Annotated in this window: 27 protein-coding genes; all 27 read left to right on the top strand. The window is 41.4% G+C overall.

All coding sequences use genetic code 11. The annotated features are described in order from the left end of the window. Positions 1 to 367 precede the first annotated feature (367 nt). Positions 368 to 646, top strand: coding sequence for a non-specific DNA-binding protein Hbs (gene hbs, locus GKC25_RS09875; RefSeq protein WP_003215863.1), 279 nt, complete (start codon positions 368 to 370; stop codon positions 644 to 646). A 190-nt stretch (positions 647 to 836) separates the two neighbouring features. Then, complete coding sequence (gene folE / locus GKC25_RS09870) at positions 837 to 1,406, top strand: GTP cyclohydrolase I FolE (protein WP_034661079.1); 570 nt, start codon at positions 837 to 839, stop codon at positions 1,404 to 1,406. 24 nt (positions 1,407 to 1,430) lie between these two features. Beyond that, complete coding sequence (gene mtrB / locus GKC25_RS09865) at positions 1,431 to 1,661, top strand: trp RNA-binding attenuation protein MtrB (protein ID WP_008344541.1); 231 nt, start codon at positions 1,431 to 1,433, stop codon at positions 1,659 to 1,661. Positions 1,662 to 1,775: 114 nt separating this feature from the next. Next, complete coding sequence (locus GKC25_RS09860) at positions 1,776 to 2,543, top strand: heptaprenyl diphosphate synthase component 1 (RefSeq protein WP_187703944.1); 768 nt, start codon at positions 1,776 to 1,778, stop codon at positions 2,541 to 2,543. Positions 2,544 to 2,546: 3 nt separating this feature from the next. Next, positions 2,547 to 3,251 carry a demethylmenaquinone methyltransferase gene (locus tag GKC25_RS09855; RefSeq protein ID WP_095285339.1) on the top strand — a complete coding sequence of 235 codons (705 nt, stop codon included), beginning with the start codon at positions 2,547 to 2,549 and terminating at the stop codon, positions 3,249 to 3,251. Positions 3,252 to 3,275: 24 nt separating this feature from the next. Then, a complete protein-coding gene (hepT, locus tag GKC25_RS09850; RefSeq protein ID WP_034661075.1) occupies positions 3,276 to 4,238 on the top strand; it encodes a heptaprenyl diphosphate synthase component II in 963 nt (320 codons plus the stop codon). Between the two features lie 129 nt (positions 4,239 to 4,367). Continuing rightward, complete coding sequence (gene ndk / locus GKC25_RS09845) at positions 4,368 to 4,814, top strand: nucleoside-diphosphate kinase (protein WP_034661072.1); 447 nt, start codon at positions 4,368 to 4,370, stop codon at positions 4,812 to 4,814. A gap of 144 nt (positions 4,815 to 4,958) precedes the next feature. Further along, entirely contained in the window at positions 4,959 to 5,738 is a 780-nt protein-coding gene (locus tag GKC25_RS09840; protein ID WP_034661070.1) for a CheR family methyltransferase, read from the top strand. 73 nt (positions 5,739 to 5,811) lie between these two features. Then, the gene (aroC, locus tag GKC25_RS09835) at positions 5,812 to 6,984 is read left to right on the top strand and encodes a chorismate synthase (protein WP_034661068.1); all 1,173 of its coding nucleotides are present in this window, start codon (positions 5,812 to 5,814) and stop codon (positions 6,982 to 6,984) included. Then, positions 6,984 to 8,075: a 3-dehydroquinate synthase gene (gene aroB, locus GKC25_RS09830; RefSeq protein ID WP_034661067.1), complete on the top strand. Its 1,092-nt coding sequence runs from the start codon at positions 6,984 to 6,986 to the stop codon at positions 8,073 to 8,075. The genes aroC and aroB overlap by 1 nt, the downstream gene beginning before the upstream one ends. Beyond that, on the top strand, positions 8,072 to 8,455 hold the full coding sequence (gene aroH, locus GKC25_RS09825; protein WP_034661065.1) for a chorismate mutase: 384 nt from the start codon (positions 8,072 to 8,074) through the stop codon (positions 8,453 to 8,455). Before aroB ends, aroH begins: the two co-directional genes overlap by 4 nt. Positions 8,456 to 8,686: 231 nt before the next feature. Continuing rightward, the gene (gene trpE, locus GKC25_RS09820) at positions 8,687 to 10,234 is read left to right on the top strand and encodes an anthranilate synthase component I (protein ID WP_342689786.1); all 1,548 of its coding nucleotides are present in this window, start codon (positions 8,687 to 8,689) and stop codon (positions 10,232 to 10,234) included. After that, positions 10,206 to 11,228 (top strand): anthranilate phosphoribosyltransferase, encoded by a 1,023-nt coding sequence (gene trpD / locus GKC25_RS09815; protein ID WP_342689785.1) that lies wholly within the window; start codon positions 10,206 to 10,208, stop codon positions 11,226 to 11,228. Before trpE ends, trpD begins: the two co-directional genes overlap by 29 nt. After that, positions 11,221 to 11,973, top strand: coding sequence for an indole-3-glycerol phosphate synthase TrpC (trpC, locus tag GKC25_RS09810; RefSeq protein WP_187703941.1), 753 nt, complete (start codon positions 11,221 to 11,223; stop codon positions 11,971 to 11,973). Before trpD ends, trpC begins: the two co-directional genes overlap by 8 nt. A gap of 5 nt (positions 11,974 to 11,978) precedes the next feature. Beyond that, positions 11,979 to 12,638 carry a phosphoribosylanthranilate isomerase gene (locus GKC25_RS09805; RefSeq protein WP_342689784.1) on the top strand — a complete coding sequence of 220 codons (660 nt, stop codon included), beginning with the start codon at positions 11,979 to 11,981 and terminating at the stop codon, positions 12,636 to 12,638. Then, positions 12,619 to 13,818, top strand: coding sequence for a tryptophan synthase subunit beta (gene trpB / locus GKC25_RS09800; protein WP_034661059.1), 1,200 nt, complete (start codon positions 12,619 to 12,621; stop codon positions 13,816 to 13,818). The genes GKC25_RS09805 and trpB overlap by 20 nt, the downstream gene beginning before the upstream one ends. Then, the gene (gene trpA, locus GKC25_RS09795; RefSeq protein WP_034661058.1) at positions 13,815 to 14,618 is read left to right on the top strand and encodes a tryptophan synthase subunit alpha; all 804 of its coding nucleotides are present in this window, start codon (positions 13,815 to 13,817) and stop codon (positions 14,616 to 14,618) included. Before trpB ends, trpA begins: the two co-directional genes overlap by 4 nt. A 10-nt stretch (positions 14,619 to 14,628) precedes the next feature. After that, positions 14,629 to 15,726 (top strand): histidinol-phosphate transaminase, encoded by a 1,098-nt coding sequence (hisC, locus tag GKC25_RS09790; RefSeq protein WP_187703939.1) that lies wholly within the window; start codon positions 14,629 to 14,631, stop codon positions 15,724 to 15,726. Between the two features lie 115 nt (positions 15,727 to 15,841). Beyond that, the gene (locus tag GKC25_RS09785) at positions 15,842 to 16,957 is read left to right on the top strand and encodes a prephenate dehydrogenase (RefSeq protein WP_342689783.1); all 1,116 of its coding nucleotides are present in this window, start codon (positions 15,842 to 15,844) and stop codon (positions 16,955 to 16,957) included. Between the two features lie 10 nt (positions 16,958 to 16,967). Continuing rightward, complete coding sequence (gene aroA / locus GKC25_RS09780) at positions 16,968 to 18,254, top strand: 3-phosphoshikimate 1-carboxyvinyltransferase (protein ID WP_095285332.1); 1,287 nt, start codon at positions 16,968 to 16,970, stop codon at positions 18,252 to 18,254. Positions 18,255 to 18,544: 290 nt separating this feature from the next. Then, a complete protein-coding gene (locus GKC25_RS09775) occupies positions 18,545 to 19,816 on the top strand; it encodes a tetratricopeptide repeat protein (RefSeq protein WP_034661056.1) in 1,272 nt (423 codons plus the stop codon). 75 nt (positions 19,817 to 19,891) lie between these two features. Further along, the gene (locus GKC25_RS09770) at positions 19,892 to 20,431 is read left to right on the top strand and encodes a ReoY family proteolytic degradation factor (RefSeq protein ID WP_008344562.1); all 540 of its coding nucleotides are present in this window, start codon (positions 19,892 to 19,894) and stop codon (positions 20,429 to 20,431) included. A gap of 61 nt (positions 20,432 to 20,492) precedes the next feature. After that, positions 20,493 to 20,939, top strand: coding sequence for a YpiF family protein (locus GKC25_RS09765; protein WP_342689782.1), 447 nt, complete (start codon positions 20,493 to 20,495; stop codon positions 20,937 to 20,939). Between the two features lie 144 nt (positions 20,940 to 21,083). Further along, on the top strand, positions 21,084 to 21,590 hold the full coding sequence (locus tag GKC25_RS09760; protein ID WP_007500911.1) for a ubiquinol-cytochrome c reductase iron-sulfur subunit: 507 nt from the start codon (positions 21,084 to 21,086) through the stop codon (positions 21,588 to 21,590). 2 nt (positions 21,591 to 21,592) lie between these two features. Further along, a complete protein-coding gene (gene qcrB / locus GKC25_RS09755) occupies positions 21,593 to 22,267 on the top strand; it encodes a menaquinol-cytochrome c reductase cytochrome b subunit (RefSeq protein WP_003215804.1) in 675 nt (224 codons plus the stop codon). A gap of 43 nt (positions 22,268 to 22,310) precedes the next feature. Continuing rightward, on the top strand, positions 22,311 to 23,078 hold the full coding sequence (locus GKC25_RS09750; RefSeq protein ID WP_003215888.1) for a menaquinol-cytochrome c reductase cytochrome b/c subunit: 768 nt from the start codon (positions 22,311 to 22,313) through the stop codon (positions 23,076 to 23,078). A gap of 100 nt (positions 23,079 to 23,178) precedes the next feature. Continuing rightward, entirely contained in the window at positions 23,179 to 23,772 is a 594-nt protein-coding gene (locus tag GKC25_RS09745) for a DUF1405 domain-containing protein (RefSeq protein ID WP_034661054.1), read from the top strand. Positions 23,773 to 23,821 lie beyond the last annotated feature (49 nt).

Raw genomic sequence — 23,821 nt, 5'->3', positions numbered from 1 at the left:
GACCTCTCATTGACAGGGGTCTTTTTTTGCGTATTGAATGAGTCATAAAAAGACAATTGTATAAAGATTAGTCAGATTCAGGCTGAAATTAGGAATATTCGTTCGTAAAAGTGCCCTTAATCCTTGACGAATAAGGATTCTTCCCTTTAAAATGCTTGATATGGTATTTCATATGTGTTAATCTACTTACAGAAAATCTTCACTTTGTTGGACAAACATTCCTTCAAAGAGTTGTTTTCTAATGAATAGCCATGTATAACGCTTTCTAGACGCTCTTTTTTTCGAAAAAAGTGTATAGAAAGAAGATGAATTGTGAAGAAATGATAACAATCTACTGAATGCATATTTTTGGGAGGAGGTGAAAGGCATGAACAAGACAGAACTTATTAACGCGGTTGCTGAAGCAAGCGAGTTATCTAAAAAAGACGCGACAAAAGCAGTTGATTCTGTTTTTGATACAATTTTAGATGCACTTAAAAATGGTGACAAAATCCAACTTATCGGTTTTGGTAACTTTGAAGTACGTGAGCGTTCAGCTCGTAAAGGACGTAACCCACAAACTGGTGCAGAGATCGAAATCCCTGCAAGCAAAGTACCTGCTTTCAAACCAGGTAAAGCACTTAAAGACGCGGTGGCAGGTAAATAATCGTTATGTGTAATGATCCTATTGCAGGAGTTATACATATACAGTTTCACACTGGTCTAGAAAAGCCCCTTTCATAAGGGGCTTTTCCTTTTGAATCAAAAGGTTCGTTTAGAACGCTCTCCTTTGCTTTTAGGATCTGAAGTGTGCTAGAATCTGATTGAAATGTAATCGCCTTTGGAGGATATAATACATGAGTGAAATAAATAAAGAACTAATCGAACACGCAGTACGCGATATATTAAAAGCCATCGGAGAAGATCCAGATCGTGAAGGACTTCTTGATACCCCAAAACGAGTAGCAAAAATGTATGAAGAAGTGTTCTCGGGATTAAATGAAGATCCAAAAGAACATTTTAAAACCATTTTTGGTGAAGACCACGAAGAACTCGTTCTTGTAAAAGATATTGCTTTCCATTCAATGTGTGAACACCACCTTGTACCTTTTTACGGAAAAGCCCATGTCGCTTATATTCCGCGCGGCGGAAAAGTAACGGGACTTAGCAAACTTGCAAGAGCTGTAGAGGCTGTTGCCAAACGCCCGCAGCTTCAGGAACGCATTACATCAACCATTGCAGATAGTATGGTGGAAACACTCAATCCGCATGGCGTGATGATTGTCGTTGAAGCAGAGCATATGTGTATGACGATGCGCGGAGTGAAAAAGCCAGGTGCTAAAACCGTGACATCAGCAGTACGCGGTACATTTGCAAATGATACGGCGGCAAGAGCAGAAGTGCTTTCCTTTATTAAAAACGACTAATTCAATAGATGGAAGGTGAACAGATTGAGTGAAAATAAAGCATCTGATTTTGTAGTGATTAAAGCCATTGATAATGGTGTAAATGTCATCGGCTTAACTAGAGGCTCTGATACAAGATTTCACCATTCCGAAAAGCTCGATAAAGGTGAAGTCATCATTGCACAATTTACTGAGCATACGTCAGCGATCAAAGTAAGAGGCGATGCTGTCATTCAAACGAGCTTCGGTGAAATTCAAAGCGAAGCAAAGAAATAAGCACTTGAATGCACTTGATAGCATAAAAGTGAGAGCTGATATGGTATAATAAATCTCTATACAATGTGCAGGGCTACATATGAAACTGTAATTTTTGGGACAAGGGTGATATCTTTGCAAGACATCTACGGAATTTTATCTAATCTAAATATAAAATTAAATAAAAAGCTTTCTCATCCTTATTTGGCGAAGCATTTACGTGCGCCACTCATCGATGAAGATAAGCTCCTTCTTTTTCATGCAATGTTTGATGAAGCTCAAATTGATGCAGAGAAAAAAGAAAATTATATTTTAACGGCGATGCTTGTACAAATTGCCCTTGATACCCATGACGAAGTCACAACTGCTGCAGCCATCAAACAAGACGAATTCAAAAATCGTCAGCTGACCATCCTAGCAGGAGACTATTTCAGCGGTCTCTATTATTCTCTTCTCTCTGACATGAAAGACATCTACATGATTCGCACGCTCGCAACGGCGATCAAAGAGATCAATGAACATAAAATTAGACTGTATGATCGATCCATTCAAGATGCAGCGCACTTTTACAAAAGTGTAGCAACTGTTGAGTCTGCGTTATTCCAAAGGGTTTCTGAGCATTTTCAATTAACGCATTGGAATGAGATTGCAAGTCGTTTCCTTGTTTATAAGCGTTTCATGAAACAAGCAGAAGATGACAAACATTTAAAACTTTTTTTGAACGATAGCTATACGGACGCCTATACATGTTTTGACAACTTTGAGAAGGAAGGCTATGAGCAAGCCAAACGATCGATCAAGGAGCTTCTTGTTTCATCTCCGGTCGTTCAAAAAGAGCTATTAAATCGCTTGGATCATATGAAAAATGAGCCTGCGTACCATCAGAAAGTGGAAGAAGGGTAAGTCATGCAGCAATCAAAAGAACAGCGAGTACACGGTGTATTTGAAAAAATTTATAAAAATTATGATCAAATGAACTCTGTCATCAGCTTTAAGCAGCATAAAAAGTGGCGCGATAAAACAATGAAACTCATGAATGTTCAAAAAGGAGCCAAAGCATTGGATGTATGCTGCGGAACAGCCGATTGGACCATTGCGCTTGCTGATGCTGTAGGCGAAAAAGGCGAAGTCAAAGGCCTTGATTTTAGTAAAAATATGCTGAGTGTTGGAGAAACGAAGGTGAAAACTGGGGACTATAATCAAATTGAACTGCTTCACGGCAATGCGATGGAGCTTCCTTTTGAGGATAACACATTTGATTATGTCACGATCGGTTTTGGCCTACGAAACGTCCCTGATTACTTAACGGTGCTAAAGGAAATGACAAGAGTCGTGAAGCCTGGTGGAATGGTTGTCTGTCTTGAGACATCACAGCCTGAAATGATTGGGTTTAAACAAGGCTACTATGTCTATTTCAAATACATCATGCCGCTCTTTGGTAAACTGTTTGCCAAAAGCTATCAGGAGTATTCATGGCTTCAAGAATCAGCCAAAGCGTTCCCTGGCATGAAAGAACTGGCGGCTCTTTTCGAAGAGGCGGGTCTGTCTGATGTCTCGTATCATCCATTTACAGGCGGTGTAGCAGCAACACATATCGGAAAGAAGCTTTGAATAAACGATATTTGGGTGAAAATAATGAAACTAAAAGCAATGATCTCTTTTTTAAATCATGATATCGATATTATTGAAAAAGAGCTTGAACAAACAGTTCGCTCTGATTATGCATTATTAAGTGAAGCAGGTCTTCATTTGCTGCAAGCGGGCGGAAAACGAATCCGCCCCGTTTTTGTTCTCCTTTCAGGCATGTTTGGCGACTATGACATTAATAAAATTAAATATGTTGCCGTTGCTCTTGAGCTGATTCATATGGCATCGCTCGTTCATGATGATGTCATTGATGATGCTGAGCTGAGAAGAGGCAAGCCAACGATTAAGGCAAAATGGGACAATCGAATTGCCATGTACACAGGAGATTATATGTTTGCAAGATCGCTTGAGTATATGACAAAGATCAATCACCCAATGGCGCATGAAATTTTGTCAAAGATGGTCGTCGAGCTCTGTCTTGGTGAAATCGAGCAAGTGAAAGACAAATACAATATGGATCAAAACCTGCGTACATACTTAAGAAGAATCAAACGAAAAACAGCCTTGCTCATTGCAGGCAGCTGCCAGTTAGGTGCGATAGCAGCAGGTACAGATGAGAAAACACATAAAGCCCTTTACTGGTTTGGCTATTATGTCGGTATGTCCTATCAGATCATTGATGATGTGCTTGATTTCACATCAACTGAAGAAGAGCTTGGTAAGCCTGTTGGGGGAGACCTTTTACAAGGAAATGTCACACTCCCGGTCTTATATGCACTGAAGAACCAGGCACTCGAAGGCCAATTAAAGCTGATTAATAGTGAAACAACGGAAATGCAGCTGAAGCCTGTGATTGAACATCTCAAACAAACAGATGCGATCGACCGCTCGATTCGAGTGAGTGAAATGTATTTGAAGAAGGCATTTGAACAGCTGGACAAACTTCCTCGAGGACGAGCGAAAACGTCACTCGCCTCCATTGCCAAATATATTGGTAAACGAAAATTCTAATCAACATGTTGTTGATTGGTTTTTTTGTGAAATTTTTTGTCAAAAATTGATTATTATAAAAAAAAATGATACGATCACTTTGTAACAATGTAAGCCTATACATACATAACGACGGGGTGGAGAACGTATATGGACAAAACATTTCTTATGGTCAAACCTGATGGTGTGGAAAGACAATTAATTGGTGAAATTGTGTCAAGATTCGAAAAAAAGGGGCTTCAGCTTGTTGGTGCAAAACTAATGAGTATTCCAAAAGAAGTAGCAGAAACACATTACGGAGAGCATAAAGAAAAACCATTTTTCGGGGAATTGGTTGACTTTATTACGTCAGGACCAGTATTTGCAATGGTATGGCAAGGTGAACAGGTAGTAGATGTAACAAGACAGATTATCGGCAAAACAAACCCGAAGGAAGCGCTTCCAGGCACAATTAGAGGAGACTATGGATTGACGGTTGGAAAAAACATTATCCATGGCTCAGACTCACCAGAAAGTGCTGAAAGAGAAATCAACTTATTCTTCAAACAAGAAGAACTCACAAGCTGGGATCAAACCATCTCAAGCTGGATTTATTAATGTTCAAGCCAAGGTGTTCATCAAATGAGCACCTTGGCTTTTTTATATGAATATTTCTACACGAAATTTCGCATGAGAAGATACAAATTTTCGATAAAAACAGCTATACTAGGACAAAGATAGATGAGACAGGAGAGGACTTTGATGGATCAATATCAAGTATTTGTCGGAAAATGGAAAAAACTAACCGGGGTGGATCTGAATTTATATAAAGAAGCACAAATGAAACGAAGATTAACATCACTTTATGATAAAAAAGGATATAGAGATTTTGAAGCATTCGCGGCTGCCCTTGAAAAAGATAGAGCACTATTAGATGAGACGATGGATCGAATGACGATCAATGTGTCAGAATTTTACCGAAACTATCAGCGCTGGGAAGTGCTTGACCAAAAAATTCTTCCGCTGCTTTCGAAAAACAGCGGCACCCTAAAAATATGGAGTGCAGCATGTTCGACAGGAGAGGAGCCGTATACACTCTCAATGCTTCTATCAAGCCATCCGCTTGTGAAGGACTTCCAAATTATTGCAACTGATATTGATGATAAAGTTCTGCAATCAGCTCAAAAAGGAAGATATCATGAACGATCATTGCAAGAGGTACCAGATCAAATCAAGCAAAAATATTTCACAAAAGAAGATTCTTCATTTTACACTGTGAAGGATGAGGTGCGAAAGCACATTCAATTTAAGAAGCACAACCTTTTAGCAGATCCTTATGAAAAACAGCTTGATCTTATCGTGTGCCGAAATGTCCTCATTTACTTTACAGAAGAGGCAAAAGAAGAAATTTACATGAAAATGAGCAGCAGTTTAAAACCAAATGGCGTATTATTTGTTGGTTCTACTGAACAAATTTTTCACCCAGAAAAGTTTGGACTGACATCTGCTGATACTTTCTTTTATCAAAAGAAGGGGTTGTAGCTGACTTTTTAGTAGTAAGTGTGTTATCATAGTTTTACTTAAAAGCGTTAATGCGATGAAGGGAGATCAAGTCATGAGATACTTAACAGCAGGTGAATCACATGGTCCACAATTGACCACAATTATTGAAGGCGTTCCAGCGGGACTTTACATAGAGCAGGATGACATCAATTATGAATTGGCTAGAAGACAAAAAGGTCACGGCCGCGGGCGAAGAATGCAGATTGAAAAAGACCAAGCGAAAGTGTTAAGTGGTGTTCGCCACGGGAAAACATTAGGTTCTCCTATTGCACTTGTCGTTGAAAACAACGACTGGAAGCATTGGACAAAGGTGATGGGGGCAGAGCCGATCACAGAAGAAGAAGAGAGTGAAATGAAGCGTCAAATTTCACGCCCTAGACCAGGACATGCGGATTTAAATGGTGCGATTAAATATGGACATCGTGATATGCGAAACGTATTAGAGCGTTCATCAGCCCGCGAGACAACCGTTCGCGTAGCAGCAGGCGCAGTCGCCAAACAAATCTTGGCTCATCTAGGAATCAAGGTAGCTGGCCACGTTCTTGAAATTGGCGGAGTGAAAGCAGCTAATACGACATATAAATCGATTGAAGATTTGCAAAAGGTAACGGAAGAGTCGCCTGTTCGCTGCTACGACAGTGAAGCAGGTCAAAAAATGATGGATGCCATTGATGAAGCGAAGAAAAACGGTGATTCAATTGGCGGAATTGTTGAAGTCATCGTTGAAGGAATGCCGGTTGGAGTCGGAAGCTATGTTCACTATGACCGCAAATTAGACAGCAAGCTTGCAGGTGCTGTTCTGAGTATCAACGCTTTTAAAGGGGTTGAATTCGGTATCGGCTTCGAGGCGGCTTCTAAAAATGGCAGTGAGGTCCATGATGAAATCATCTGGGATGAAGAAAAGGGCTATACGAGAAAAACAAATCGCTTAGGCGGTCTTGAAGGCGGAATGTCAACTGGTATGCCAATTGTCGTAAGAGGGGTCATGAAACCAATCCCAACGCTTTATAAACCGCTTCAAAGCGTTGACATTGAAACAAAAGAACCTTTCTCCGCAAGTATTGAACGTTCTGACAGCTGTGCTGTTCCTGCCGCAAGTGTTGTCGCAGAAGCAGTCGTGGCTTGGGAAATTGCCAATGCTGTTGTTGAGCAGTTTGGTCTTGATCAAATCGACCGCATTAAAGAAAATGTTGAAAAAATGCGCCAGCTTCAGAGGGAATTTTAATGAAAACACTGGAAGTTAAGACGTCTTCAGCCACTTATCCTGTATACATCGGTGATGGGATTAAACGCAATATCGTCGACTTGATGACTTCCACGGGGCATTCCTATACGAAGCTCCTAATCGTTACAGATACAGCTGTTGATGCCATTTACGGTGATGAAATGGTTCGATTACTTAAGCAGAAGTGGTCTGTGCATAAAGTGGTTGTGCCAAGCGGAGAGCAGTCGAAATCTTTTGCTGAGTTTGAGCATATTCATACGAAGGCCATTCAGTTTCAGCTGGATCGCTCCTCGTGCATCATTGCGCTGGGAGGAGGCGTAATTGGGGATTTGGCTGGCTTTGTTGCTGCTAGTTATATGAGAGGCATTGATTTTATTCAAGTTCCGACGACGCTGCTGGCACATGACAGTGCAGTTGGCGGGAAAACAGGGATTAACCACCCGCTCGGTAAAAATTTAATCGGTGCATTTCATCAGCCGAAAGCTGTGATCTATGATACGAGTATGCTTGAGACACTATCTCAAATTGAATTGAGGTCAGGCTTTGCTGAGGTCATCAAACATGCCCTCATTTCAAGTGAAGACTTTTTATCAGAACTGATGTCCATTCGTTCTTTGGCGGAATGTTCAAAGAGCGAGCTGGCACATATGCTGTATCAAGGGATTCAAGTCAAAGCGTCGATTGTTCAAAAAGACGAAAGAGAACAAGGCGTGCGTGCATTTTTGAATTTAGGTCATACACTTGGGCACGCCATTGAAGCAGAGTATGGATACGGCGTTATCACGCACGGAGATGCTATTGCAATCGGCATGCAGTTTGCGCTATATGTGAGCGAAAAGAAGCTGGGACTCAGCCTCAATCGGATGGAACTAAAAAATTGGATGAAAGAACTCGGATTCCCGGTACAAGTCACTCAAAACATTTCCACGAAAACATTTGTTGACCGAATGATTGGTGATAAAAAGGCAAGAGGCGGAACCGTTCAATTTGTTTTATTAAAACAGGTTGGAGACGCTGTCTTGCAGTCTTTCACAAAAGATGAGCTGCATCACTGGCTCGAAGAATGGAAACGGGAGGAGGGATGTCTATGATGTTTCGCGGGATACGTGGAGCTACAACTGTGACAGAAGATACAGAAACAGAAGTGTTAAACAAAACGAAACAGCTGCTAGAAGCGATTATTTCAAGAAATCAAGTAGATCCAGAACGTGTCGTGCAGATCTTAATTTCAGCTACACAAGATATTCACTCCGTTTTTCCGGCAAAAGCCCTTCGTCAGTTTGAAGGATGGACGTATGTGCCTGTTACTTGTATGCAGGAGCTGGACATTCAAGGCGGTCTAAAGCATTGCATTCGCGTTTTAATGACGGTCCAAACAGACACAAAGCAGGAAGATGTGCAGCATGTGTACTTGGAAGAAGCTGTGACGCTTCGCCCTGATTTACAGTTGACAAAAAACAAGGAATTATAATACGATATGAACAGCCGAAGTTTACACACAGGTGTAAACGGCATTGCAAGCTTAGAGAAGATGAGAATGAGACTAGGGTAGTTGAGATGAGTAGAGTTGAGCAGAGATACGATACGTCTATTTCATCATACTGCCTAAAAGAGCAACCCTCTTTTAGGCTTATTTCGTATACTCATACAAACCCTCTATATGTCCCCTCATTCTCCTTAATCCCATTTAAGGAGTGTGCTTATGAATTCCCAATCAAACCTGACCCAATTTTTAAGGGACAGCGAGTCCCACAAAACAATCCCGATTGTTGAAACCATTACAGTTGATACGCTCTCACCGATTCAAATTGTCGAAAAACTCAAGCAAGATATTGTGTATCTGCTAGAAAGCAGAGACGAGTCTTCTAGCTGGTCGAGATATTCCTTCATCGGATTACATCCTTTTTTAACCTTACATGATGACCAAAACCAATATATTGCACGTGACGATGCAGGGCAGGAAGTCATGAAAAAGCAAGAACTGAAAGACTTACTAGACTGGATGAAAGAGCAATACCAAATCAAGACACCAGATGTTGACATCCCATTTACAGGCGGGGCAGTTGGGTACTTAAGTTACGATCTTATTCCAAGCATTGAACCTTCTGTCAGGCCTCACCTGAGCGCATCGACGACAGACAATTGTACTCTATTTGTCTGCCAAACGATGATTGCCTTTGATCATGAAACGAATCATGTTCATTTTATCCAATACACCCAGCTAACCGGAAATGAAACAGAAGACGAAAAAATACGAGCTTACAAAGAAAATCAAAAGCGGCTTGAACAGATGATTCACAAGCTCCATACAAAGGTCGATATGAAAGAACTGATTTTATCAGGGAATATGAACGAATCACCGTCCTTTGAACATGTGACATCAACCTATGAAAAAACACAATTTCTAAAGGACGTAGAAAAAATCAAAGAATACATTCGAGCGGGTGATATTTTTCAAGGCGTACTCTCACAGCGCTTTGATATCCCAGTGTCAGTGAGTTCATTTGAATTATACCGTGTGCTTCGCATTGTGAATCCATCTCCATACATGTATTTTATGAAATTAAAAGACCGTGATTTAGTCGGAAGCTCGCCAGAACGATTAATCCATGCCAAAAATGGGCACTTAGAAATTCACCCCATTGCAGGCACAAGAAAACGAGGAACAACAAAAGAAGAGGACGCTGCGCTTGCAAGAGAGCTGTTAGAGGATGAGAAAGAAAAAGCAGAACATTACATGTTAGTAGATCTAGCCAGAAATGATGTCGGCCGCGTAGCAGAATACGGCAGCGTGTCCGTACCGACCTTTACAAAAGTTGTGAACTTTTCACATGTCATGCACATCATCTCCATTGTGACAGGGAAGCTAAAGCAGGATACACACCCAGTCGATGCGCTCATGTCCGCTTTTCCTGCAGGCACATTAACAGGGGCACCGAAAATAAGAGCGATGCAATTATTAAATGAAATGGAGCCTGAGCCAAGGGAAACGTATGGCGGCTGTATTGCCTATATTGGGTTCGACGGCAATATCGACTCTTGTATTACCATTCGCACCATGAGCATCAAAGATCAGACCGCTTCCATACAAGCAGGCGCTGGCATTGTCGCAGATTCTGTTCCAGAAAATGAATGGGAAGAGACTTGTAACAAGGCAGGAGCGCTTCTGAAGGCCATTCAGCTTGCTGAACATATTTTCTCAGAAAAGGAGAGTGTGCAGGATGAATCAGCGACTTTCAGCTCTTGTTAACGGAGGCTTCCTATCAGAAAATGAAGCCCATAGGCTAATGCATGATATGATGAGCGGATCTTTAACAGACTCTGAAGTCGCTGCAAGTCTATCGATTTTAGCGCACAGAGGAGAAACCGCTGAAGAAATGACAGGCTTCGTGAGGGCCGTGCGGCAAAAGGCAGCACCAGCGGAAAGATCGCTCGATGTCGTTGACACATGCGGTACAGGAGGCGATGGACTCTCTACATTTAATATATCAACTGCAGCTGCCATTGTGGCTTCCGCCGCTGGTGCTAAAATCGCAAAACACGGAAATCGTTCAGTCTCTTCTAAAAGCGGAAGTGCCGACGTGCTAGAGTGTCTTGGCATTCACATTCAATCCACTCCAGAAGAAACGAGAAGACAAATACAAGACAAAAACATGGGCTTTTTATTTGCACCACTGTACCATTCATCGATGAAACAAGTAGCAGCAGTCCGCAAGCAGCTCGGCTTCCGGACGGTATTTAATCTATTAGGACCGCTTTGCCACCCGATGCAAGCCAAAAAGCAAATCATCGGTGTGTACTCAAAGGAAAAGGCAAAATTAATGGCGAAAGCCCTTGCCCCATTAGAGCCAGAACATGTCCTGTTTGTGAGCGGGGAAGACGGGCTGGATGAATTAACGATTACAGCAAATTCATATGTGATTGAACTCAAAAAAGGTACCATGACAGAATATACGCTAAACCCGGAAGACTTTGGACTGGAAAAAGGATACTTATCAGATATTCAGGTCCAATCACCGGAAGAGAGCGCAAAATTGATTCAGAATATATTGAATCATCAAACAGGAGGGGCGCCGCTTCATATTACAGCTCTGAATGCCGGGGCGGCTTTATATGTCGCAGGCAAGTCAGAAAGCCTCATGGCAGGAACATTAAAAGCGTTAGAAACGATTAAAAACGGCACAGCCAAAGAACAATTGGCTCGTTTAAAACAAAAAAAGAAAGAGGAAGAGATCTATGCTTAATCAAATCATTGCACGCAAAAAAGAACATATTCAAACGTTGCAGTTACCTGTGGATGGAGACTTTGAAAGACGATCATTTAAAGAAGCGCTCATGAACCCTCACCGCTCGATTGGTCTAATTGCTGAGGTGAAAAAGGCATCTCCTTCTAAAGGAATCATTCAGCCGAATTTTGATCCTCTGCAAACAGCAAAAGCATACGAAAAATCAAATGCTGATTGCTTATCTGTCTTAACAGATGAACCATTTTTTCAAGGGAAGAACGAGTATCTTTCCTTAATTAAAGAACACGTCGCACGTCCAATTTTAAGAAAAGACTTTATCATCGACTCCATACAGATAGAAGAGTCAAGACGTATCGGTGCAGATGCAATTTTATTAATTGGAGAAGTACTTGAACCGCAACAGCTGCATGAGCTCTATGCTGAAGCGAAGGAAAAAGGACTAGATATTCTTGTCGAAGTTCATGCAGCAGATACACTGGAAAATATCTTAAACATATTCACCCCTGAAATCATTGGAGTGAATAACCGAAATTTAAAGACATTTAAAACAACAGTTGAACAAACAAAAGAGATTGCACCACTTGTTCCAAAGGAGGTCTTACTAGTGAGTGAAAGCGGTATTCAGACATTTGATGATCTGACCTTTGTCAAAAAACATGGAGCGAGTGCTGTCCTTGTAGGTGAATCATTAATGAGAGAACCATCACAAGAAAAAGCCGTTCAGACGTTATTTGGAGAATGAGGAAGATGAAGCCTTTTTTAAAATATTGCGGGGCGGTATCACAAGAAGATGTAGATTGCATTGCGCAATCTCAAGCAGATGCGATCGGGTTTATTTTTGCTCCAAGTAAAAGACAAGTCGATCCAGAACAAGTGAAACAATGGCTCACCGAGTCGCAGTGCGAGAAAGAGATTACTGGTGTATTTGTAAATGAAAAAATCCAAAAAGTGTGTGACATCACAAAGCATATTCCTTTAGATATCGTGCAGCTGCATGGAGATGAAACACGAGAGGATGCAAAAGAAATAAAACAACAAACAGGAGCGATTGTGTGGAAAGTCTTTCACCACGAGCCCGATGTAAAAGAAACACTCGATAAAATGACGGCATTTGCGCCGTTTGTCGATGGCTTCCTCATTGATGCGAAAGTAAAAGGGATGAGAGGTGGTTCTGGCACAGCTTTTACATGGGAAGCGGTACCTGTATACATTCAGCAGGCAAAACGACTGGAGAAAACATGTATCATTGCAGGCGGAATAACACCAGAAACGCTGCCAGAGCTGCTTGCCTATGGCCCAAAAGCGATCGATCTTTCAAGCGGCATAGAAGAAAACGGGAATAAAAGCAGCGCTAAGATCAAAGCGCTCGAAGAAAGGATGTTAAACGATGTACGCATATCCAAATGAGCTTGGCAGATATGGAGAATTTGGAGGGAAATTTGTTCCTGAGACGCTCATGCAGCCGCTCGAAGAAATCGAACAAGCATTTAACGAATTAAAAGAAGACCCTGCTTTTGAGCAAGAGTATCTTTCCCTTTTGCAAAACTATTCAGGCAGACCGACTGCGCTGACATATGCTGATCAATTGTCAGCATACCTCGGCGGCGCAAAAATCTATTTAAAAAGAGAAGATTTAAACCATACAGGCGCTCATAAAATCAACAATGCACTTGGGCAGGCCCTGCTCGCAAAAAAAATGGGGAAATCGAACATCATTGCGGAAACAGGCGCAGGACAGCACGGAGTAGCAGCTGCAACGGTGGCCGCAAAATTTGGATTATCCTGCACAGTATTTATGGGAAAAGAGGATGTGGAAAGACAATCACTCAATGTATTCCGAATGAAGCTCCTTGGCGCTGAGGTTATACCTGTCACAAGCGGGAACGGCACATTAAAAGATGCAACCAACGAAGCGATTCGTTACTGGGTCCAGCACTGCAGTGATCATTTCTATATGATCGGCTCAGTTGTAGGACCTCACCCGTATCCCCAAATCGTCAGTGAGTTCCAACGGATGATTGGTGATGAAGCAAAAGAGCAGATACTTAAAAAAGAAGGCAGGCTCCCACATAAAGTCATTGCTTGTGTCGGCGGCGGAAGTAATGCCATTGGAATGTACCGAGCGTTTTTAGATGAAGAGATTGATATTATTGGTGTAGAAGCCGCTGGAAAAGGAATCGATACGCCGCTTCATGCAGCAACCATTACGAAGGGGACAAAAGGGGTCATTCATGGATCTTTGACATATTTAATCCAAGACGAATTTGGCCAAATTATTGAGCCCTATTCCATTTCAGCTGGTTTAGATTATCCTGGGATCGGGCCAGAGCACGCATATTTACATGCGAGCGGCCGGGTTCAATATGTGAGTGCTACAGATCAAGAAGCACTGGATGCGCTAAAGCTGCTGACGGAAAAGGAAGGAATCCTGCCAGCGATTGAATCAGCACACGCTTTAGCCAAGGCGTTTGAGATGAGCAGGACGATGAATGAAGATGAAATCGTCCTTGTCTGCCTGTCAGGAAGAGGAGATAAGGATGTGCATACATTAATGAATGTGCTTGAAAGTGAGGGCAAAACCAAATGATCACATTTCAATTAGAGCAAGGCGAGAAGTTATTCATCCCATTTATCACGGCAGGAGATCCGTCAGAAGAAGTCACGATTGATTTAGCTGTGTCCCTTCAAGCAGCCGGTGCACATGCGATTGAACTAGGTGTCCCTTATTCCGACCCGCTAGCGGACGGTCCTGTCATTCAAAGAGCCTCCAAAAGAGCTCTAAATCATGGCATGAATATTGTAAAAGCGATAGAATTAGCAGGGAAGATGAAAAAAAACGGTGTAAAAATTCCTGTAATTCTATTTACGTATTATAATCCTGTGTTACAATTAGACACAGAATACTTTTTCGCTTTACTGCGCAAAAATCATATTTCGGGACTCTTAACACCCGACTTGCCGTTTGAAGAGAGCAGTGAGCTGCAAAGGAACTGTCAAACTTATGACATTTCATATATTTCGCTCGTTGCACCAACCAGCAAGGAACGATTAGTAAACATTGTAGAGCAGGCAGAAGGTTTTGTGTATTGTGTTTCATCTCTTGGTGTAACAGGTGTCAGACAAACCTTTGACGAATCGATTACTGATTTTATTCAACAAGTGAAACAGCTGAGTCACATACCGGTTGCGGTCGGTTTTGGCATCTCAACAAGAGAGCAGGTAGACTCAATGAATAAACTGAGTGACGGTGTCGTTGTAGGCAGTGCACTTGTGAAAAAAATTGAAGAACTTCAAGATCAATTGTTAGCAAGTGATACACGTCAAGAAGCTTTAAGAGAATTTGAAACCTATGCAAAAACATTTAGTCCCCTCTATTCATTCAAATGAGGTGAAACTTTTGCAAATCAAAGATCAATTAAAACAACTAAAACCGTATCAGCCTGGGAAACCAATTGAAGAGGTCAAAAAAGAATATCAATTAGACAAGATTGTGAAATTGGCTTCAAATGAAAACCCTTTTGGATGTTCCTTACATGCAAGAGAGGCGATACAAGCTGAGCTCGAACATTTAGCGATCTATCCAGATGGATACAGCGCAAGTTTAAGAACGGAGCTTGCTGAGTTTCTTCAAGTAAATGAAAAACAATTAATATTCGGGAATGGCTCAGATGAACTTGTGCAAATTATTGCTAGGGCATTCCTTGACCAACATACAAATACCGTCATCCCAGCTCCATCTTTTCCGCAATACCGTCACAATGCCGTCATTGAGCAGGCAGAGATTCGAGAGGTGCCGCTTTTAGACGGAGGAGCTCACGATCTGAAGGGCATGCTGGATGCGATTGATGAGAACACGAAGGTCGTCTGGGTATGCAACCCGAATAACCCGACGGGAAATCATTTGTCAGAATCTGAGCTTGTGGCGTTTTTAGACCAAGTACCAGCTCATGTGCTTGTTGTACTAGATGAAGCATATGTCGAATACGTTCGTGCGGAAGACTTTCCGAACAGCTTATCTTTATTACATTCCTATCAAAATGTCATCGTACTCCGAACGTTTTCAAAAGCGTATGGACTGGCTGCACTTCGAGTAGGCTATGGCATTGCGTCGGAAGAGTTGATTACTGCGATTGAACCAGCGAGAGAGCCGTTTAATACGAGTCGTATCGCTCAGGCAGCTGCACGTGCAGCGATAAAAGATCAGGATTTCATTCAATCTTGCAGACAGAAAAATGAAGCAGGTCTCAAGCAATATCAAGAATTTGCTGACCGTTTTGGACTTTTTATTTATCCGTCTCAAACAAACTTCGTGCTGATTGATTTTAAGAGAGATGCAGATGAATTATTCAATTCATTATTGAAAAAAGGCTACATTGTTCGTTCTGGTAAAGCACTTGGTTTTCCGACTTCTTTACGTATTACGGTCGGAACAATGGAGCAAAATGCAGAAATTCTAAGTACACTTGCCGATTTAATGCAAGGCATTCGTGCGTAGCATAACCATAAAGTCATATCCTAAGGCAGGATATGGCTTTCATTGTACCAACCTCATATACATATAAGCTGTTGAAATGGCTTTTTTAATTTTCGTGAAAAAACAGGTGATGAACATGAATGATGCAAACGAAACAATATTAATCGCTGGACTTGGTTTAATTGGAGGTTCCATCGCACTGTCGATTAAAAAAGAGTATCCCCATAAAAAAATTGTAGGATACGATGTGTCCAAAGAACAAATGGTTGCGGCAACAAAGTTGGGTATCATTGATTTAGCAGCTGATTCATTTGCGGCAGGTTTGGATGAATCTGCGACTATTATATTGGCAACACCAGTTCAGCAAACAGTCAAGATGCTTCGTGATATTGCAAACTCTGGAATTGAGAGAGAGCTCACAATTACCGATGTTGGCAGCACAAAGCAAAAGGTCGTCCATTTTGCTGAAAAAACGCTTCCTAAGCACTACCAATTTATTGGTGGACATCCGATGGCAGGCTCTCATAAGTCAGGAGTCATTGCAGCGAAAGACTTTTTATTTGAAAATGCATTCTACATTTTAACGCCGGCAAAGGAAACAAATCGCCAGGCTGTTGATCGTTTGAAGGACTTGTTAAAAGGGACAAATGCTCATTTCATTGAGATGACCCCAGAAGAACATGATGGTGTAACAAGTGTGATTAGTCATTTCCCTCATATTGTTGCAGCCGGCCTTGTGCATCAAGCACATCATTTTGAAGAACAATTCCCACTTGTCAAACGGTTTGCTGCTGGAGGCTTTCGTGACATTACACGTATTGCTTCAAGCAATCCTGCAATGTGGCGAGATATCCTTCTGCACAACAAAAACAAGATTTTAGACCGGTTCCATGAATGGAAAAAAGAGATCGACCGCATTGAGACCTTTGTACAGCAAGAAGACGCTGAAGGCTTGTTCTCTTATTTTCAAGAGGCAAAGGAATATCGCGATGGACTTCCTCTTAGGAAAAAAGGTGCCATTCCTGCTTTTTATGACCTTTATGTGGATGTTCCAGATCACCCTGGGGTCATTTCGGAGATTACAGGGCATTTAGCAAATGAAAACATCAGTATTACGAATATCCGTATTATTGAAACGCGAGAAGACATTAATGGGATTTTGCGCATTAGTTTTCAAACAGATGACGACCGTAAGCGTGCAGAGATCTGTATAAAAAATAGAGCGAATTACGATACATTTTATGCTGACTGAGGTGACAAACATGAAAATTCATAAAAATGCTCCTATGAATGGAGTCATTCATATTCCAGGTGATAAATCCATTTCTCATAGATCAGTGATGTTTGGTGCAATTGCTGATGGGACTACAGTGGTGAAAAACTTTCTTCCTGGAGCCGATTGTTTAAGTACGATTGATTGCTTTAGAAAGATGGGCGTTGAAATTGAACAAAAAGGGACAGATGTTGTGGTCCACGGTAAGGGACTGAAAGAGCTCAAGGAGCCGTCTGACGTCCTCGATGTTGGGAATTCTGGTACAACCATTCGATTAATGATGGGAATATTAGCTGGTTGTGAGTTTCACAGTACACTGATCGGTGATGAGAGTATTGCTAAAAGACCAATGCAACGAGTAACAGGTCCACTTAAACAACTGGGAGCGAAAATAGATGGCAGAGCAAACGGCGAGTATACGCCACTGTCTATTCGTGGCGGTCATTTAAAAGGTATCTCATATGAGTCTCCGGTGGCAAGTGCCCAAATTAAGTCCGCTGTCCTTTTAGCGGGGCTTCAAGCAGAGGGAACAACAACATTAACTGAACCGCATAAATCAAGAGATCATACAGAAAGAATGCTCTCTATGTTTGGTGTAAAACTAGACGAAGATGAACAAAGTGTTTCCATTGAAGGCGGTCAAACATTAAAAGCAACAGATATATTTGTTCCTGGAGACATCTCTTCAGCTGCATTTTTCCTTGTTGCTGGATCTATTGTTCCTAACAGCCGGATTGTGTTAAAAAATGTCGGGCTAAACAAAACAAGAACGGGTATTATCGATGTACTGAAACAAATGGGTGCGAATCTTGAGATCAAAGAAGTAGATGCAAAAGACGGAGAACCGTATGGTGATTTAACGATTTCAACCTCTTCATTAAAAGGGATTGAAATTTCTGGTGACATGATTTCAAGACTCATCGACGAAATCCCGATTATAGCGCTTCTAGCGACACAAGCAGAAGGAACAACGATTATTAAAGATGCTGCTGAGTTAAAAGTAAAAGAGACCAATCGAATTGATACCGTCGTGTCAGAACTTAAAAAACTCGGTGCTGATATTGAAGCAACTGATGATGGTATGAAGATTCATGGTAAAACCACACTTCAAGGCGGCGCGGTCGTGTCAAGCTACGGAGATCACCGAATCGGTATGATGCTGGGGGTTGCTGCTTGCATCACAAAGCAAGCTGTTGAGATTGAAGATACAGATGCTGTTCGTGTATCATACCCGAATTTCTTTGAACACATTGAATACTTAACCAAAACAGTCTGAGGATGTCCTCAGGCTTTTTCTTTCCTTATGCATATTTGTAAGAAAGATAGCATAGCTTGTCTCAAGATGAAACCTGGAAAAAAATCATTTTATCCGATAAAAAAATGAATTTCAGGTGCTTGCAGTTTACAAAACTTCCGTTTCGTAAAGGATGAAATGAAAAACAGTCTTTAAAACAAAAAAATGGGTTCATTTTAAAAGAGCAACATATTTGCTGGATGAGTACCTGTCGATTATGATATGAAGTAACAATAGTTTAGGTTTTTGGAAACAGAAAGGAACGGTTTGATTTGAATAGTTCATTACAAGAAGCCATAAAATTAGTTGAGGCGGGTGAGACTGAAAAAGGACTCCAAACACTTGCTCAGGCAGAAAAGCATTTGCATGATGAAGAAAAGGCGCAGGCAGCTCAGTTATATTATGATTGGGGAGATATCGATAAAGCGCGGAATCTCATCAGTGATTTACATGATTTATATCCAGAGGAAACAGGGTTAACATGTTTTTATGCAGAGCTACTGATTGACTCTGATGAAGAAGAAAAGGCGATTTCGGTATTAGAGACGATTCCTGAAGATGATGATGCGTATCCAGAGAGTTTATTGTTAATGGCAGATTTGTATCAAATGCAAGGACTATTTGAAGTCAGTGAACAAAAGCTCTTAAAAGCGAAAGAACTGCTTCCAAATGAAGCCATCATTGATTTTGCGTTAGGTGAATTGTATTTTTCACAAGGTCTTTCAAAGAAAGCCGCCGACTATTTCTACAAAGTCGCAGATCAACAACATGAGGTTGGCGGCGTCAATGTTTACCAGAGACTCGCTGAATCACTCAGCACAGCTGGAGAATTTGAAGATGCGCTTGAATGGTACGAAAAGGCAGTAAAAGATCAAACAGACCCGAATACACTTTTTGGCTACGGATTTACAGCGATGAGGGCCGGCAGAACGAAAACAGCCATTCAGCAGCTTTCAGAACTAAAAGATATTGATCCGTCTTATTCGTCTCTTTATATGCCTTTAGCGAAAAGTTATGAGGAAGAAGGACTATATCAGGAGGCTTTAGAGGTAGTAAAAGAGGGTATTAAAGTTGATGAGTATAACAAAGAATTATATTTATATGGTGCAAAGATTGACTTGAAAAATGGGGATTCAGAAGATGCGAAAAAGCTGCTTCAAGAAGCACTTGCTCTTGATCCGGGATATATTGAAGCGGTTCAAACATTGCTCGCGATCTATTTAAATGAAGAGCTTTTTGATGAAATCCTGGATGTCATTAAAGAGGTTAAAAGCTTTGGGGAAGTTGATCCAAAATGGAATTGGTATGCTGCATCTGCTTCTGTTGGACGAGAGGAATACAAAGAAGCCGCCGATTACTTCAAGCTGGCTCTGCCTGATTTTGATGAGGAGCGTGACTTTTTATATGAATACGCTTCGTTCCTTTTAGAAGAAGGCAGACAAAAAGAAGCATTGCCGCTATTACGCAAAGTTCTTCAGAAAGATGGCACGAATGAAGAAATCGAAGAAACGATTTTAAGAATTGAAGACGAAATTTCCTTATAGTTTGCAGGAATGAAGAACTGGTTTGTTGAATAATTCATGTATAGCAATTTAATTTACGATAGAGGAGGGAATAACATGCAGACCCCTGTTTCTGTCAATGAAAAGAAGGAATTCATCCGGTGGTTTTTAAACCATTATCAGCTAAAACGAAGAGAGTGTGTTTGGATATTAAATTATTTAATGAGTCACGACTCTTTGATGGAAAAGGTTCATTTTGTAGAGCAAGCAGAATTTTGCCCAAGGGGAATCATTATGTCAACACACTGTGTGGATGAAGTTCCCTTTAGATTTTATAAAGAAAACATCATGACGACAGATGCTGAAAAGTCATTTCATGATATTCGTTTGAATAAACAGCAAGATTTGTTTATTCAATTGAATTTCCGTTCTGCTTATCGTTCGCCGGAATATGCAGCTGTGCTTGAAACAAATCCTCATATTCCAAAGGATCTTTATGAGAACGAAAAAGATAAGGATCTTGCGGAGAAAGTGCTTGAACACTCGATCGCAACGTTCCAAAAAGAACGGCTTATGAAAGAGATAGATGAGGCACTTGACCGTCATGATCAAGAAACATTTAATAAGTTAGCAAAAGAATTAAGCCTATTGTCATAAACTGAACGAATAAGCCTTGCCCTATACAGGCAGGGCTTATGTCATGAAAGAGGGGAAATTGATGAAGTTTCAAGCGGAGGATGCGGATCGCTTTTTGCAATCTAAAGATTACATTGATACCTCTATCATTCCAATAGTTGGAATAGATGCGAATCAAATCAAACAAACTGTATCTTTAGGTGAGTTTACCATTCTTGTAGCAGAGGAACTTGAAAGGCAGCTGAAAGGGCGGGTCTTTCTTTTTCCGCCACATACATATGTAGAGATCAATGATCGAAAACTAGAAGACATCTTCACGATGAAGCAGTCGCTAGAAGATCATTTTCAGCATGTCGTGTTGATCTCATCTGATCATCAATGGAAAGAGCAAGCGGCGGTTAGTGAAGCGCTATTTTTGTTAAAGCCGGTTCCGCTCGAGCATTTAAAGGTAGAATTAAAGCAAAAAATCGTTCAAGACAGTGTAGAACAAATTTTGAACTTTTTGTTACAAAAGTGGAACCCTTCATAAAAACCCTTACATTTGCATTGTACATAGCTTTTTAGGCTGTTGACCTTGTGAATAGATTGATATATTATGAGGGTGTCCTAGTTTTATGAAATTTTTTCTAATTCAGTTATAAAGTAGCTGACGACCTGAGGGGGGGAGAAAAAAATGAGCGAGAAGAGACATGGAGTGTCCAGGCGTCAATTTTTGAATTACACGTTGACCGGCGTGGGGGGATTTATGGCCGCTGGAATGCTCATGCCTATGGTTCGCTTTGCGCTTGACCCTGTGCTAAAAGGAACAGAGGATCAGGATATGGTTCAAGTTGTCAGTGTAGATGAACTGACGAAGGAACCGAAGCGCTTTGACTTTAAAATTGATCAAGTAGATGCATGGTATGAGTCAAAGGAATCTAGGTCAGCATGGGTGTACAAAGAAGGGGATGAAATTGTCGCTTTATCGCCAATCTGTAAACATTTAGGATGTACAGTGAACTGGAACAGTGATCCGAAAAATCCAAACAAATTTTTCTGCCCATGCCACTATGGGCTGTACGACAAGGATGGTACAAACGTACCCGGAACTCCACCGCTTGCACCGCTTGACCATTATAAGCAGCAAGTGAAGGACGGATACCTCTATCTTGGAAAAGCTGTGCCGAAAGGGGAAGGGTAACGATGCTTAACAAGATTTATGATTGGGTAGATGAGCGGCTAGACATTACACCAATATGGAGAGATATTGCGGATCATGAGGTGCCAGAGCATGTCAATCCAGCACATCATTTCTCCGCTTTTGTGTACTGTTTTGGCGGTTTAACGTTTTTTGTGACAGTCATTCAAGTCCTTTCGGGCATGTTTTTAACGATGTATTATGTGCCGGATATTAAAAATGCCTGGGAATCTGTCTATTATTTGCAAAATGAAGTGGCATTTGGTCAGATTGTCAGAGGGATGCACCACTGGGGTGCGAGTCTAGTCATTGTCATGATGTTTTTACATACGCTAAGGGTCTTTTTCCAAGGGGCGTATAAAAAGCCTAGAGAGCTGAACTGGATTGTTGGTGTGCTCATTTTCTTTGTGATGCTTGGACTTGGTTTTACAGGATATCTCTTGCCATGGGATATGAAGGCGCTATTTGCGACGAAGGTTGGTCTTCAAATTGCAGAAGCCACACCATTCATTGGAAAAGAGATCAAAACGCTGCTTGCAGGTCATCCTGACATTGTAGGGGCACAAACGCTGACGAGATTTTTCGCTATCCATGTCTTTTTCTTGCCAGCGGCATTATTTGGGCTGATGGCTGCCCACTTTATTATGATTCGTAAGCAAGGAATTTCTGGACCGCTATAAAAAAAGTTGCGTTTGATGAATGTTCAATGAGGAGGGGATGACTTTGCATAGGGGAAAAGGGATGAAGTTTGTCGGAGACTCCAGAATTCCGGCAGAAAGAAAACCTAACATACCTAAAGACTATTCCGAATATCCGGGAAAAACAGAAGCCTTTTGGCCGAACTTTCTTTTAAAGGAATGGCTTGTAGGTGCCGTTTTTTTAATTGGATTTCTTGTCCTAACTGTTGTTCATGCACCTCCGCTTGAGCGGATGGCTGATCCAACAGATACCGGCTATATTCCGCTGCCAGACTGGTATTTCCTATTCTTGTACCAGTTATTAAAATATGAATTTGCTGCAGGAGGCTATACAGTAGTTGGCGCGATGATTATGCCTGGAATTGCGTTTGGTGCACTTTTGCTCGCACCATTTCTTGATTCTGGTCCTGAACGCAGACCGTATAGAAGACCGGTTGCAGTGGGGATGATGATCCTTGCAGTCGGCGCAGCAACATATTTAACGTGGGAGTCTGTTGCTACTCATGATTGGGAAGCAGCGGCGAAGCAAGGTGAAATTAAGAAAGAAGCAGAGATTGATACCTCAGCGGAAGAGTATAAAATTTATCAGGAGCAGACATGTATCTCCTGTCACGGGGATAACATGCAGGGCGGAGCAGCCGGACCGTCACTTGTTGACAACGGTCTTGCACCTGAGGAGATAGCTAAAATCGCTGTTGAAGGAAAAGGCAACATGCCTAAGGGTATCTTTAAAGGCAGCGATGAAGAACTTGAAAAGCTTTCTAAATATTTATCTGAGGTCAAATCTAAATAATTCAGTTGTTTAAAAGCAAGTACAAGGATATACTCAAAAGAGAAAAAGCTGGCGCTGTCAGCTTTTTTCTGATTTTAACAGATCGTGAGTGAAGAGACGTATGAGATGGATTCAATATCTGCTAGCCACGCGCTACATGCTTGTGCTAGTCCTGATGATCAATTTCCTTGGCACTGTGTACGGCTACTATTGGTATATTCCTCAGCTTGTAGAGACGCCGGCTATCTTTTTAGCTTTTGTTCCAGACAGCCCAACGGCAAGCTTTTTCTTTTTATTTGTACTACTTGCGTTTTTGATGAAACGAAACGCTCCTTATTTTGAAGCACTTGCCCTTGTGACCTTGATTAAGTACGGGTTATGGGCTGTAGGAATGAATATCTTTGTGCTTTTATCTGTTGATGACTTTCCGTGGGAAGGATACATGCTGATTGGGTCTCACTTTGCGATGGCGGTTCAAGCTGTATTGTTTGCACCGTATTATCGTTTTAAAATGCGTCATTTGGTGGTAGCCGGCATATGGATTTTACATAACGATGTGATTGATTATGTATTTGGTATGATGCCGCGTTATTCTATGCTGTCTGCCTATTCAAACGAGATCGGCTATGTCACGTTTTGGTTAAGTATTGCTGTTCTTCTTGTTTCGTATTATCTCGTCCTATCGAAAAAATCGGTCAAGCTTGAACTCCCTTAACAATATTGGTCTAACCTTGTCCTTTTCTTCATACGCTGTATGGAGAAGG

It is taken from the genome of Bacillus pumilus, assembly GCF_038738535.1.
Lineage (GTDB): Bacteria > Bacillota > Bacilli > Bacillales > Bacillaceae > Bacillus.
The sequence above is the reverse complement of the archived record's forward strand: the minus strand, read 5'-3'. Positions and strand labels throughout refer to the sequence as shown.